Origin of the sequence: Serratia sp. J2 (assembly GCF_046269175.1) — a bacterium.
GTDB lineage: Bacteria > Pseudomonadota > Gammaproteobacteria > Enterobacterales > Enterobacteriaceae > Chania > Chania fonticola_C.
Window position 1 is genome coordinate 67427 of record NZ_JBKABN010000011.1, and the last position, 13376, is coordinate 80802.

Below are 13376 nucleotides of genomic sequence, written 5' to 3' on the forward strand. Positions count from 1 at the left end.
TAAGATAAGTTCTCAATAAGTCACAAAAATAACTTACTTTCCTTTACTGTTACTTATCGTATCCGCCAAAAGCAAAAAACGCCACGACTAGGCGTGGCGTTCCTCGAATATTTTACTTCTTTATGAGCGTTTCATCATGTCGAAGAATTCGTCGTTGGTTTTGGTCATCGCCAACTTGTTAATGAGGAACTCCATCGCATCGATCTCGCCCATTGGGTGAATGATCTTGCGCAGGATCCACATCTTCTGCAGTTCTTCAGAGGTGGTGAGCAACTCTTCTTTACGCGTACCGGAACGGTTGTAATCGATAGCTGGGAACACGCGCTTCTCGGCGATTTTACGCGCCAGATGCAGTTCCATGTTACCCGTACCTTTAAACTCTTCGTAGATCACTTCGTCCATCTTCGAACCGGTATCGACCAGTGCGGTAGCGATGATGGTCAGGCTGCCGCCTTCCTCAACGTTACGAGCCGCACCGAAGAAGCGCTTCGGACGATGCAGGGCGTTGGCATCCACACCACCGGTCAGCACTTTGCCTGAGGCAGGTACTACGGTGTTGTAGGCACGCGCCAGACGGGTGATGGAGTCCAGCAGGATGATCACGTCTTTTTTGTGTTCGACCAGGCGCTTGGCCTTCTCGATCACCATTTCGGCAACCTGTACGTGGCGGGATGCAGGTTCGTCAAAGGTAGAAGCGATGACTTCGCCTTTTACCAGACGTTGCATCTCGGTCACTTCTTCCGGACGTTCGTCGATCAACAGCACCATCAGCACGCAGTCTGGATGGTTGTATGCGATGCTCTGCGCAATGTTTTGCAGCAGCATGGTTTTACCGGCTTTCGGCGGTGCCACAATCAGGCCACGCTGGCCACGACCGATTGGCGCTGCCAGATCCAGTACGCGAGCCGTCAGATCTTCGGTAGAGCCGTTGCCGCGCTCCATACGCAAACGTGAGTTGGCGTGCAGCGGCGTCAGGTTTTCGAACAGGATCTTGTTACGGGCGTTTTCCGGTTTGTCGTAGTTGACTTCGTTAACTTTCAACAGGGCAAAATAGCGCTCGCCTTCTTTTGGCGGACGAATCTTACCGGAAATGGTGTCACCTGTGCGGAGGTTGAAGCGGCGGATTTGGCTGGGAGAAACGTAGATATCGTCGGGGCCTGCGAGGTAGGAACTGTCTCCGGAACGGAGGAAACCAAATCCATCCTGCAATATCTCCAGCACGCCATCACCGAAGATATCTTCTCCGCTTTTCGCATGTTGCTTGAGTATAGAGAAGATAATGTCCTGTTTGCGCAGGCGGGCCAGGTTTTCCAGCCCCATATTTTCGCCGAGAGTAATCAGCTCAGAAACCGGCGTATTCTTTAATTCGGTAAGATTCATAGTGGGGGTTCTTAAACTCGGGGTGTGTCTCGAACTAGTATCGTGAATGGTATGGCAGCGTGTTATACCCATAACCTTTCAAGCTACAACGTGAAATTCATAGGGTATGCGTGCCTGTTACTGGACGTTCGATCGCCGGGCTGCTGGGCCGCCGCAGTAAGAAATGGCTTAGCTGGGGCGCACACGCTGACGGTTTAAGATCGAAGGTGCCTTAAAACTGATTTTTTTGTAAAACCGCTTGATCGTCAAAACACGGGCTCGGTTCACAGTAAAATGCTAGTGCCGATGGTTCAACGTAGAGTAATGCTTAGATTCAGACTCTTTAGATTTAATACTTATGGCAAGTTCAGAATGCAGTATGGTTAAACTTAACACGCTTCTTGGCAGGCGTCTAGCGGTGAATGAAAATCCCCCTCCAGACGCCCGTCACGGGGCTTCCCGCCCTAATTACAGATTCGCGTCCAGGAACTCTTTGAGCTGGCCCTTGGACAGCGCGCCGACCTTGGTCGCTGCCACTTCACCGTTCTTGAACAACAACAGCGTCGGGATACCGCGGATGCCGTATTTAGGCGCGGTAGCCGGGTTTTGATCGATGTTCAGTTTGGTAATGGTCAATTTGCCGGCGAACTCTTCGGCAATCTCGTCGAGGATCGGAGCAATCATCTTGCACGGACCACACCATTCAGCCCAGAAATCGACCAGGATTGGCCCTTCGGCTTTCAGCACATCGGAATCGAAGCTGTCGTCAGTCAGGTGAATAATTTTATCGCTCATGTTCTACTCCACAGGATTAGGTCTACCTTGTTGGTGTAGCATCAAACCAACTCAGGTGATTTTATTTCACCGCTTTTATTTCAACGGATATGCTTTCGTAAAGCAATAGTTAGCTGATATTCTACCACACTATGAGCAAAACACACTTGACCGAACAGAAGTTTTCCGACTTCGCCCTGCACCCGTTAGTCCTTGAAGCCCTTGAGAAAAAAGGGTTTCACAACTGCACGCCCATCCAGGCGTTAGCATTGCCGCTCACCCTCAGTGGGCGCGACGTTGCAGGTCAGGCGCAAACCGGTACCGGAAAGACGCTGGCATTTTTAGCGTCTACTTTTCACTATTTGCTGTCCCACCCGGCGAAAGAAGGTCGCCAGACCAACCAGCCGCGCGCCTTGATCATGGCGCCTACGCGTGAACTGGCAGTGCAGATCCATTCCGATGCAGAAGCTCTGTCGCAGTCTACCGGGTTGAAACTTGGCCTGGCCTACGGCGGCGATGGCTATGACAAACAGCTGAAAGTGCTGGAAAGCGGCGTAGATATCCTGGTGGGGACCACCGGCCGTTTAATCGACTACGCCAAACAAAATTATATCGATCTGGGTGCGATCCAGGTTGTGGTGCTTGATGAAGCCGACCGCATGTACGACCTGGGCTTTATCAAAGATATCCGCTGGCTCTTCCGCCGCATGCCTGCGGTCGATCAACGCCTGAACATGCTGTTCTCTGCCACCCTGTCCTATCGCGTACGCGAGCTGGCCTTTGAGCAGATGAACAATGCCGAATATGTGGAAGTTGAACCGGAACAGAAAACCGGCCACCGCATTCAGGAAGAGCTGTTCTACCCTTCCAACGAAGAAAAAATGCGCCTGCTGCAAACGCTGATCGAGGAAGAGTGGCCGGATCGCTGCATCATCTTCGCCAACACCAAGCACCGCTGTGAAGACATCTGGGGCCATCTGGCTGCCGACGGTCACCGCGTAGGCTTGCTGACCGGCGACGTGGCGCAGAAAAAACGCCTGCGTATTCTGGACGACTTCACCAAGGGTAACCTGGATATCCTGGTCGCCACCGATGTCGCCGCACGCGGCCTGCATATCCCGTTGGTGACTCACGTCTTCAACTACGATCTGCCGGACGACTGCGAAGACTACGTGCACCGCATTGGCCGTACTGGCCGCGCGGGCGAAAGCGGTCACTCCATCAGCCTGGCCTGTGAAGAGTACGCGCTTAACCTGCCAGCTATCGAAACCTATACGGGCCACAGCATTCCTGTGAGCAAGTACAACAGCGATGCACTGCTGAGCGATCTGCCTGCACCGAAGCGCCTGGTGCGCCCACGTGGCAACAACGGCCCACGCCGTAACTCTTCCGCGCCACGTCGTGGTGGTGCGCCACGTAACAACCGTAAACGTTCGGGCTAATAGACGACTATGCCAGGTTCCAGCACCCTCTATGCCGCCATCGATCTGGGTTCCAACAGTTTCCATATGTTGGTGGTACGTGAGGTGGCTGGCAGTATCCAGACGCTGGCTCGCATCAAGCGCAAAGTGCGCCTGGCGGCCGGGCTGGATCAGCACAATCACCTGTCACAGGAAGCCATGCAGCGCGGCTGGCAATGTCTGCGGCTGTTCTCGGAACGCCTGCAGGATATCCCACGCGATCAAATTCGAGTCGTCGCCACCGCAACGCTGCGCCTGGCCAATAACGCGGCCGAATTCCTGCAAACCGCCGAAACTATCCTTGGCTGCCCCGTTCAGGTCATCAGCGGCGAAGAAGAAGCCCGCCTGATTTACCACGGCGTTGCCCACACCACAGGCGGCCCGGATCGGCGTCTGGTGGTCGATATCGGGGGTGGCAGCACGGAGTTGGTCGTAGGTACAGGGGCGCAGGCCGCGCAGCTGTATAGCCTTTCGATGGGCTGTGTCACCTGGCTCGAACGCTTCTTCAGCGATCGCAATCTGGAGCGGGATAACTTCGAAGCCGCCGAACAGGCAGCGCGTGAAATGGTGCGGCCAATCGCCCCACAACTTCGTCAACATGGCTGGCAGATTTGCGTCGGCGCCTCAGGTACCGTGCAAGCGCTACAGGAAATCATGGTGGCACAGGGGATGGATGAACGTATTACCCTGCCCAAGCTGCGGCAGTTGAAACAACGCGCCATTCAGTGTGGCAAACTGGAAGAGTTGGAAATCGAAGGGCTGACGTTGGAACGTGCCTTGGTGTTCCCAAGCGGCCTGTCGATACTGCTGGCCATTTTCCAGGAGTTAGGCATCGAAAGCATGACGCTGGCCGGTGGCGCTCTGCGCGAAGGCCTGGTGTATGGCATGCTGCATCTGCCGGTCGAGCAGGATATCCGCAGCCGCACGTTACGCAATCTGCAACGCCGTTACCTGCTGGATATCGAGCAGGCCGAACGCGTCAGCCAGTTGGCCGCAAACTTCTGTTTGCAGACCACCAATGAATGGCAATTGGATACGCGATGTCGTGAGCTACTGCATGCGGCCTGCCTGATCCACGAAATCGGCCTGAGCGTCGATTTCAAACAGGCTCCTCAACACGCCGCCTATCTGGTCAGCCATCTTGATTTACCCGGCTTTACCCCGGCACAGAAAAAACTGTTAGCCACCCTGCTGCAAAACCAAAGCAATGCCCTCGATCTGGCGCTGCTGAGCCAACAAAACGCCGTGCCGCCCCGCGTGGCACAGCGCATGTGTCGTCTGTTACGTCTGGCCATCATCTTTGCCAGCCGCCGCCGTGACGATACCCTGCCCGCAGTACGCCTGCGTGCAAACGATGAAGAGTTGCATGTGATTTTGCCGCACGGCTGGTTAGAGCGACATCCGCTGCGCGCAGAGGCGTTGGATCAGGAAAGCCACTGGCAGAGCTATGCCCACTGGCCGCTGTTTTTGGAAGAGCAGTCTTAAAAGGGCACATGCAGCGCCCCTATATAGGAAGCCAGTGCAGGCTTTTGTTAGCGGTCTGAGACGCCTTCGCAACTAGTCTCAGCTACCGCCTTTGGCCTTGGCCAACATCGCCTTCACGCTGGCCAAATGGCTCTGGCCTTTCTCCATCCGCTCCTGCGGGCTGACCACCTTACGTTCCGACTCCCAGGCCAGATCGTCCTGCGGCAGTTCCAACAGGAAACGGCTGGGTTCCGGCCGCACCAGCTCACCGTATTGGCGACGTTCGCGACACAGGGTGAAAATCAGCTCTTTCTGGGCTCGAGTGATCCCAACATAGGCCAAACGCCGTTCTTCATCGACATTATCCTCGTCAATGCTGCTCTGATGCGGCAATAACCCCTCTTCCATCCCCACCAGGAACACATAGGGGAACTCCAGCCCCTTGGAAGCATGCAAAGTCATCAACTGCACCTGATCCAACTCTTCATCGCTTTCGCCGCGCTCCATCATGTCACGCAACGTAAAGCGCGTGACCACCTGGGTCAGCGTCATCGGTTCGTCCAGATCGTTGCCTTCCAGCATCTCGGTCATCCAGCCAAACAGCGTGTTGACGTTTTTCATACGCATTTCGGCCGCTTTCGGGCTGGGCGAGGTTTCAAACAACCAGCTTTCATAGTCGATGCCGCGGATCAGATCGCGCACCGCTGCCACCGGCTCACGCTCCACCATCTGGATGATCCCTTCCATCCAGTGGGTGAAACGCTGCAAAGACTCCAGCCCCCGGCCGGTCAGATACTGGCCCAGGCCAAGATCGAAGCTGGCGCGGAACAGGCTCTTGTTACGCTGATTGGCCCACTCCCCCAACTTTTGCAGCGTCGCCGGGCCGATTTCCCGCTTCGGCGTATTGACGATACGCAGGAAGGCACTGTCGTCATCCTGGTTGGTCAAAACCCGCAGATAAGCCAGCAAATCCTTGATTTCCGGGCGCGAGAAGAACGACGTGCCGCCAGAAATCTTGTACGGAATGCGGTTCTGCATCAGCATTTTTTCAAACAGCCGCGACTGGTGGTTACCGCGATAGAGGATCGCATAGTCGCCGTAGTTGGTTTTCTTCACAAAGTGATGGGCGATCAGTTCCCCCACCACCCGCTCGGCCTCGTGATCTTCATTGTTGGCCGTGACCACCTTCAACTCTTCGCCGTAACCCAGTTCGGAGAACAGGCGTTTTTCAAAGACGTGCGGGTTGTTGGCAATCAGGATATTGGCGGCCTTCAAAATACGTTCGCTGGAACGGTAGTTCTGCTCCAGCTTGATCACCTGTAACGCCGGGAAATCTTCCTTTAGTAGTACCAGGTTCTGTGGACGTGCTCCACGCCAGGAGTAGATCGACTGATCGTCATCCCCCACCACGGTAAAGCGTGCGCGGTTACCCACCAGCAGTTTCACCAGTTCGTACTGGCTGGTGTTGGTGTCCTGATATTCATCAACCAGCAGGTAGCGGATACGGTTCTGCCAGCGCTCACGCACCTCCTCATTACGCTGTAGCAACAAGGTGGGCAGCAGGATCAGATCGTCAAAATCCAGGACGTTACAGGCCCTCATGTGGTCGTGATACAGCCCGTAGCAGTGGGCGAACAGTTTGTCCCGCTCGGAGCGCGCCAGCCCCATTGCCCGCTGCGGATCCACCAGATCGTTCTTCCAGTTGGAAATGGTCGAGATCAGCTGTGCTACCAGAGTCTTGTCGTTTTCCAGCCACTTCTCAGTCAGTTCTTTCAACAACGCGAGTTGGTCTTGATCGTCAAACAGCGAGAAGTTGGACTTCATCCCCAACGCGGCATATTCGCGTTTGATCACTTCCAGCCCCAGCGTATGGAAGGTGGAGATCATCAGGCCACGTGACTCTTTGCGCCCCATGGTTTGCGCCACACGCTCTTTCATCTCACGCGCCGCTTTGTTGGTGAAGGTTACGGCGGCAATATGCCGGGCCTGATAGCCACATTGGTGGATCAGGTGGGCAATTTTATTGGTGATCACACGCGTTTTGCCGGAACCGGCACCGGCCAGCACCAGGCAAGGCCCGGTAACGAATTCGACGGCTTGTTGTTGGCTGGGGTTTAATCGCATGGCGCTTTATTGCTCAATATTGGTGTGCGGGGGAGAAGGATTGTAGCAGAAAGCGCCGCTCAGATTTAACAGGTATAATGGCGGCAAATTCTACACGACTAATTGGAAATCAAGATGGCAAAGACCGCTAGTGCCCTGCACATTCTGGTGGATAACGAAACACTGGCCAACGAGCTGTTGGCTAAACTCAAGCGCGGCGTCAGCTTTGATACGCTGGCGCGCAAATACTCGAGCTGCCCGTCCAAGCGCAACGGCGGCTCCCTGGGTGAGTTCAACAAGGGGACTATGGTCGCAGCCTTCGATAAGGCGGTGTTCAGCATCCCGTTGCTCAAGCCCTATGGCCCGGTGAAAACCCAGTTCGGCTATCACATCATCAAGGTACTGTATCGCAACTAGGCCCCTCACCCTAACCCTCTCCCACAGGGAGAGGGGACCGATCGAGCTAGCTATCAGCTAAAGAAAATTACCTGACTACAGCACCAAATCAGATCCCCTTTGTGTCGGGAACAGATCTATCACAGTACATGACCACAACACCGGACCAGCTCCCTCTCCCTGTGGGAGAGGGTTGGGGTGAGGGGCAATGATTACTGAGTGCTGGTTTCCGGTGCTGCGGTAGCCGCGTCCGCCGGTTTTGGCTCTTCGCTCACCACGGCTGGTGCTGGTGCCATGATGCCGTTATAGGTTTCCTGTAGCTGCTTCATATTCATCTCCGGCTCCCCCTTCGGCTGTAACAGCACCAAGGTGGCATCCTGCGACAGTTGCAGCTTCAGTTCCTGATTCAGCGATTCCAGCGTCAGCGACGACAAGAAAGCCTGACGCAGCTTCTGGTATTGCTCCGGAGCGATATCTACCACGCCACTTTGTTGTGAACGCAGACGCTGGCTCATCAGCACGTCGGTGTCGGTGCGGGCATAGGTAGCAAACAGTTTGCTCAACTGATCGGTTTTCTGTGCCAGCAAGGCATTGAACTCATCCTGAGACAGGCCGTTGTTACGCACATTAGCCAATTCGCGAGCAATAAAGGCCAGGCCGCTGTTCAGATTATCATTCGGTGAATTCAGATGGATCGCACACTGGGCGCGTTGATACTGCACCCGGCAGTCAAAGCCCAGCTTGATGTTTTTCTGCTCGCTCTTTTGCAGCACCTGCTGAATGTGCCAGAACAGGGCTTCACGGGCCATATCACTGCGCCAGTAACGGCTCAGGCTTTGCGAATCGCGAATCGGATGCCATGGCGTATCCCACATGATCGACAGCGTATCCTGCTTCACCTGATCGCTGATCAGACTGACAGGCTGCGGCGGAAGCGGAGTCAGGGTTGGCATGGTTGCCGGCGCTTCACGCTTGCCTTGGAGAGGCGAGAATGCCTTGTTGATCTGTTCACTCAGGCTACGGCTATCAACTTTACCCACGACGTACAACGTCATGGCGTCCGGGGTATACCACTGCTGGTAAAATTTCTGCAGTTGCTCGATATTGACCGGCCGTTTGACCGGTTGGCCCGGATCGTGTGCCAGCAGCGTTGAGCCTTTCAGGCGATAACGCCACCAGCTGTCTTTGGGATCCGGCGGGAAGATACCGATAGGATCCATCTTGGCGTTCATCACCGCGTCTACCGTTGGCTCATCAATAGCCAGTTTACCCGTGGTATCCGCCAGCCAGGCCAGCGCCTCTTTCAACAGATCGGGGCGGTTATTGGGCAGGCTCAAGTTGTAGATAGTGAAATCATAAGAGCTGATGGCTGGCGGCAATGGCCGTTCACTGTCCACGCTCTGTTGCCACAGCGACTGTAGCTGCGGCTGGGTAAAACTCTCGCTGCGCGTAATCGCAATACGCGGCAGCAGATGGGCAAAACCGATCTGTTGGGCAGACTCCACCAGCGATCCGGTATTGACCATCAACCTTAACTCAACGCGATCGCTCGGGCGCTGTGGTGTATCAAGGATCTGCCAAGAAAAACCGTTATTCAGCTGCCCCTGCTGCCAGGCAGGATCAGGTTGTAGCGCTTCAGCGTGCACGCTGCCGTTGGCCGCAACCAACAGCAGCCCACCCACTAAAAGACGAATTCTGGTGCCCTGCATGTGAACCCCTACTTAATGACTAGCCAATTTTTTATGCAAATACGGATATTCCGTTCATTGGAATATAAGGCATCGTCCCGCCGCGATGTTGACGAGTACGGCCTGAACTGTGCGTGGCACAGCAACGATCACACCCTGAGTTTCACCGTAGGGCGGAAAGCACAAAGTGTACCATTCTGTTAGACCGCGCGCCTTGGCGGATGTCACTCATCACAGTGAAAAATAATAGCTGTAGGGTGTTATGGAGAAAAAATGAACAAGAAGCAAGGGAAAATGACATCGGCTGCGATGGCAGCCGATGTAGAAAGCAGGAAAAAACTTAGGCAGAAGGCAGCTTTTTGTCAGTAACAACCTTATCTGTTCTGTTATTCAGTACGTCTTGCAACTGCTTCTCGTCCAGTTGGTTACACCATTTGGCCACCACTACCGTCGCCACACCGTTACCGACCAGGTTGGTCAAGGCGCGGGCTTCGGACATGAAGCGGTCGATACCGAGGATCAACGCCAGACCGGCCAGTGGTAAATGCCCTACTGCCGAAATGGTTGCTGCCAGTACGATAAAGCCACTGCCGGTCACCCCTGCCGCCCCTTTCGAGGAGAGCAACAGCACCACCAACAGGGTCACCTGATGCATGATGTCCATATGGGTGTTGGTTGCCTGGGCGATAAATACCGCCGCCATCGTCAGATAGATCGAGGTACCGTCAAGGTTGAACGAGTAGCCCGTCGGGATCACCAGGCCAACCACCGATTTCTTGCACCCCAGATTTTCCATTTTATCGAGCATGCGTGGCAGTACCGATTCGGAAGACGAAGTACCCAGTACGATCAGCAGTTCTTCTTTGATATAGCGAATAAATTTGAAGATGTTGAAACCGTTGTAACGGGCAATCGAGCCCAGTACTACCACCACAAACAGCACGCAGGTGATATAGAAGCAGACAATCAACTGGCCCAGTTGCAACAGCGTACCCACACCGTATTTGCCGATAGTGAACGCCATGGCACCAAAGGCACCCAGCGGCGCCAGGCGCATGATCATATTGATGATGCCAAAAATGACGCGGGAGAAGCTGTCAATGACGTTAAAGATCACCTGGCCTTTCTCACCCAGGCGATGCAGGGCAAAACCAAACAGCACCGCAAACAGCAGCACCTGCAAGATGTTGCCGCTGGCAAAGGCTCCGACCACGCTACCCGGGATAATATCCAACAGGAAAGGCACGATGCCCTGCTGCGAAGCCTGCTCGGCATAGACTGCCACCGCTTTGGCATCCAGCGTTCCCGCATCGACGTTCATCCCGGCACCGGGTTGCACCACGTTAACGATCACCAGGCCGATCAGCAACGCAATGGTACTGACGATTTCAAAGTACAGCAGGGCAATCGCCCCGGTACGGCCCACGGCCTTCATGCTCTCCATGCCCGCGATGCCGGTCACCACGGTACAGAAGATCACCGGAGCGATAATCATTTTGATTAATTTAACAAATCCATCACCCAGGGGTTTCATCTGGGCACCAAGGTCAGGGTAGAAATGGCCAAGCAGGATCCCCAGCGTAATCGCTGTTAACACCTGAAAATAGAGGCTCTTAAATATAGTTGTTTTCATTAGCACATCCTTTGGGGGGAGACAACGCGGCAGGCGGGCAATCAATCGTCCGTCCTGTTTATCGCTTGCGCGGAAAATAACACCCCCATAACAACATGGAAATAAATTGTTGCTGTTGTACAGGCATATTGGTGTGAATTTAAGAGCTGAAACGCGTCAGTCAGTGTGCAAGTTCCTGCGTTACGTAAGCTTTTCTTTGCATTAACTCAGAATAGGTAGCGCTTGAAACGGTTTTTTGACTGGGAAATTAGGCGGACACTCCCGCCCGAAAAGTACCAGGCGGGGGATAAAAATTCAGCGCCAGGTAAACCAACTCACGCCTTGGCAACAGAGGCAAACTGCGCTTCAAACTCTTTGCGGGGCACGGGCTTGGCAAACAGGAAACCCTGGCCAGTTCGAATGCCGTGCTGTAACAACCAGTCTCGCTGCGCCGCCGTTTCCACCCCTTCCGCCATCACCGGCAAATGAAGCACCTCGGAAATCGAGCTGACGATCCGCACCATCGCATCGTCCTCCGGCAGGCCATCAATAAAGCTTTTATCGATTTTAATCAGATCGATCGGCAGGGATTTGAGACGATTGAGGTAATTCAGGCTGGCATAGCCCATACCAAAGTCATCCAAGGCGATCGATACGCCTAAATCATGCAATTCCCGTAGCAATTCCAGCGCCCCATCAAGGTCGTGGATACGCACCGTCTCGGTGATTTCCAGCAGCAGTTTATGCGGGTCGAGCTGGTGCTCGTCCAGCAGCCGTTTCAGCTGAGGCACAAAGTCTTTATGCTGCAGCTGGATCGGCGAAATATTTACCGCCAACGGCAACGTGATGCCCTGGGATTGCCACGCGGCCAGAATACGGCATGACTCTTCCAGCACCCAGTTCCCTAGGGGTACTATCACGCCCAACTCCTCCGCCAGCGGGATCACATCCGCCGGGAGGATAATCTGGCCGTCGGGCAGTTGCCAGCGCAGCAGGGCTTCTGCGCCGGTCACCTGATTGGTTTGCATATCCCACTGCGGTTGCAGGAACAGTGCAAACTGACGTTGTTCAATGGCCAGCAGGATCTCACTTTCCTGCGTCAGACGCTTTTGGGTTTTTTCGGTCAGGCAAGGCTCGAAGAACAGAATTTGATTTTTACCCTCACGATGCGCCGACATCATGGCCGAGGTGGCGCTACGCAGCAGTTGCTCCGCACTTTCCCCAGGATTGGGATAATGGGCAATACCGATACTGGCGCTTGGCCGCAGCGGCATCTTCTGTTGCAGGTTCAGCGGCGCATTGATGGCCGCCATCACTCTTCTGGCCAACTGCATGGCGTGAATGGGCTGCTCGATATTTTTCGCCAGGATGGCAAACTCGGCATTGCTCAGCTGCGCCAGCACGCAGTCCACACCGATAACCTGCCGCAGTTTTTTTGCTAGCGTCAGCAACAACGCTTCACGCATTGACGGGTTCAGCACGCCGGAGGCTTCATGCAGGGTTTCGATCCCCACCACCAGCAGATTAAAGCGCGGTGGCCGCATACTGGCAGTAATATGCTGTTCAAGCAGCGCGGCAAACAACACCGGATTGGGTAATTCGGTTATCGCGTTATGGGTGCTCAGGCGGTTCATGGCGGTATGCGCCTTGGCCAGCGCTTGCTGGTTGCGGTTGTAATTGCGCACCAGCAAACCTAATTCATCGTCCTGATGCTGGGCAGGCAACATCAGTTGGTGATAAGGGAGATCTTCCTGAGGGATATTTTCCAGTTCACGCGCCATGGCTCGCAACGGATAAACCAGCAGCCGGTTCATGCACCAGCTAACGGCGATCGACAGGATCAACGCCAACAGCAGATAGGTCGACAGCATGGTCGATAGCGTGCTGAGGATAAACTGATACATGCGGTACGAATCAGCCTGCAACACCAGATAGGCCAGCGGCTGAGGATTGGCAGGCACCCGTTCAAGCGAATAGAGCGGCACCGAAATCTGTACCGGCAGCTCAAAGATACGCGCTACTAGCGCAGGGACCGGGCGTTCCGGCGGGAAATTGGCATGCAAAGCCTGAAACTCGTTCGGCAGGACGATATCCGCTCGGGTGAGGATCCCCACAGGCTGCAGAGCGTTGAGCACACGTTTGGTTTCCGGCACATCCATGCGCAGCACGGCTTCTGCCAGAGGCTGACGCACGGCCTGGGCCATATTCTCCAACTGCTGGGCATAGTCATCTCTGCGCTGCTGCACAAAGTGGAATAGCTGGATCACGATGAAGATACAGATCGTCACCAGTGCCACACCAGACACCGCCGCCATCTGCTTAATCGTTAATGAACGCCTGACCCGCAAAAACCTGCACTCCTAGATTAATCAATGACGCCCCTCACCCTATCCCTCTCCTAAAGGGAGAAGGGGTTGAATGTGCTAAAACCTAACTCTTGTGCCTGACCGCAGCTCCGTATCAGTTCCTGCAAGGAGGGCCTGGGTAAGGGGAAATATTGCTTGCTGGATAAGCGGCTTG

General features: G+C 54.7%; 9 protein-coding genes. 3 read left to right on the forward strand and 6 right to left on the reverse strand.

Annotation, left to right across the window (positions count from 1 at the left end; all coding sequences use genetic code 11):
- Positions 1-120: 120 nt before the first annotated feature.
- The gene (gene rho, locus ACKWMY_RS13340; RefSeq protein WP_021181558.1) at positions 121-1380 is read right to left on the reverse strand and encodes a transcription termination factor Rho; all 1260 of its coding nucleotides are present in this window, start codon (positions 1378-1380) and stop codon (positions 121-123) included.
- Positions 1381-1827: 447 nt separating this feature from the next.
- Positions 1828-2154, reverse strand: a complete 327-nt coding sequence (gene trxA / locus ACKWMY_RS13345) for a thioredoxin TrxA (protein ID WP_024484188.1) — start codon at positions 2152-2154, stop codon at positions 1828-1830.
- Positions 2155-2285: 131 nt separating this feature from the next.
- Between trxA and rhlB the strand changes: the two genes are divergently transcribed.
- Both rhlB and ppx read left to right on the forward strand, forming a co-directional pair.
- Entirely contained in the window at positions 2286-3575 is a 1290-nt protein-coding gene (gene rhlB / locus ACKWMY_RS13350) for an ATP-dependent RNA helicase RhlB (protein ID WP_024484189.1), read from the forward strand.
- Between the two features lie 9 nt (positions 3576-3584).
- The gene (gene ppx, locus ACKWMY_RS13355) at positions 3585-5078 is read left to right on the forward strand and encodes an exopolyphosphatase (protein ID WP_065684894.1); all 1494 of its coding nucleotides are present in this window, start codon (positions 3585-3587) and stop codon (positions 5076-5078) included.
- Between the two features lie 78 nt (positions 5079-5156).
- Here the strand turns inward: ppx and rep are convergent, their stop codons facing one another.
- Entirely contained in the window at positions 5157-7181 is a 2025-nt protein-coding gene (gene rep / locus ACKWMY_RS13360) for a DNA helicase Rep (RefSeq protein WP_409486419.1), read from the reverse strand.
- Positions 7182-7295: 114 nt separating this feature from the next.
- On the opposite strand from rep, the gene ppiC reads away from it, so the two are divergent.
- Positions 7296-7577, forward strand: coding sequence for a peptidylprolyl isomerase PpiC (gene ppiC, locus ACKWMY_RS13365; RefSeq protein WP_021181563.1), 282 nt, complete (start codon positions 7296-7298; stop codon positions 7575-7577).
- 191 nt (positions 7578-7768) lie between these two features.
- Here the strand turns inward: ppiC and ACKWMY_RS13370 are convergent, their stop codons facing one another.
- The 3 genes from ACKWMY_RS13370 to hmsP all read right to left on the reverse strand — a co-directional run bounded on the left by ACKWMY_RS13370 (position 7769) and on the right by hmsP (position 13204).
- On the reverse strand, positions 7769-9265 hold the full coding sequence (locus ACKWMY_RS13370; RefSeq protein ID WP_024527798.1) for a M16 family metallopeptidase: 1497 nt from the start codon (positions 9263-9265) through the stop codon (positions 7769-7771).
- Between the two features lie 319 nt (positions 9266-9584).
- Complete coding sequence (locus ACKWMY_RS13375; RefSeq protein WP_024527797.1) at positions 9585-10877, reverse strand: dicarboxylate/amino acid:cation symporter; 1293 nt, start codon at positions 10875-10877, stop codon at positions 9585-9587.
- A gap of 314 nt (positions 10878-11191) precedes the next feature.
- The gene (gene hmsP, locus ACKWMY_RS13380; RefSeq protein ID WP_261161895.1) at positions 11192-13204 is read right to left on the reverse strand and encodes a biofilm formation regulator HmsP; all 2013 of its coding nucleotides are present in this window, start codon (positions 13202-13204) and stop codon (positions 11192-11194) included.
- Positions 13205-13376 lie beyond the last annotated feature (172 nt).

Coding starts and splice junctions, on each gene's coding strand:
- rho (WP_021181558.1), bottom strand. CDS start 1,380: ATGAATCTTACCGAATTAAAGAATACGCCGGTTTCTGAGCTGATTACT.
- trxA (WP_024484188.1), bottom strand. CDS start 2,154: ATGAGCGATAAAATTATTCACCTGACTGACGACAGCTTCGATTCCGAT.
- rhlB (WP_024484189.1), top strand. CDS start 2,286: ATGAGCAAAACACACTTGACCGAACAGAAGTTTTCCGACTTCGCCCTG.
- ppx (WP_065684894.1), top strand. CDS start 3,585: ATGCCAGGTTCCAGCACCCTCTATGCCGCCATCGATCTGGGTTCCAAC.
- rep (WP_409486419.1), bottom strand. CDS start 7,181: ATGCGATTAAACCCCAGCCAACAACAAGCCGTCGAATTCGTTACCGGG.
- ppiC (WP_021181563.1), top strand. CDS start 7,296: ATGGCAAAGACCGCTAGTGCCCTGCACATTCTGGTGGATAACGAAACA.
- ACKWMY_RS13370 (WP_024527798.1), bottom strand. CDS start 9,265: ATGCAGGGCACCAGAATTCGTCTTTTAGTGGGTGGGCTGCTGTTGGTT.
- ACKWMY_RS13375 (WP_024527797.1), bottom strand. CDS start 10,877: ATGAAAACAACTATATTTAAGAGCCTCTATTTTCAGGTGTTAACAGCG.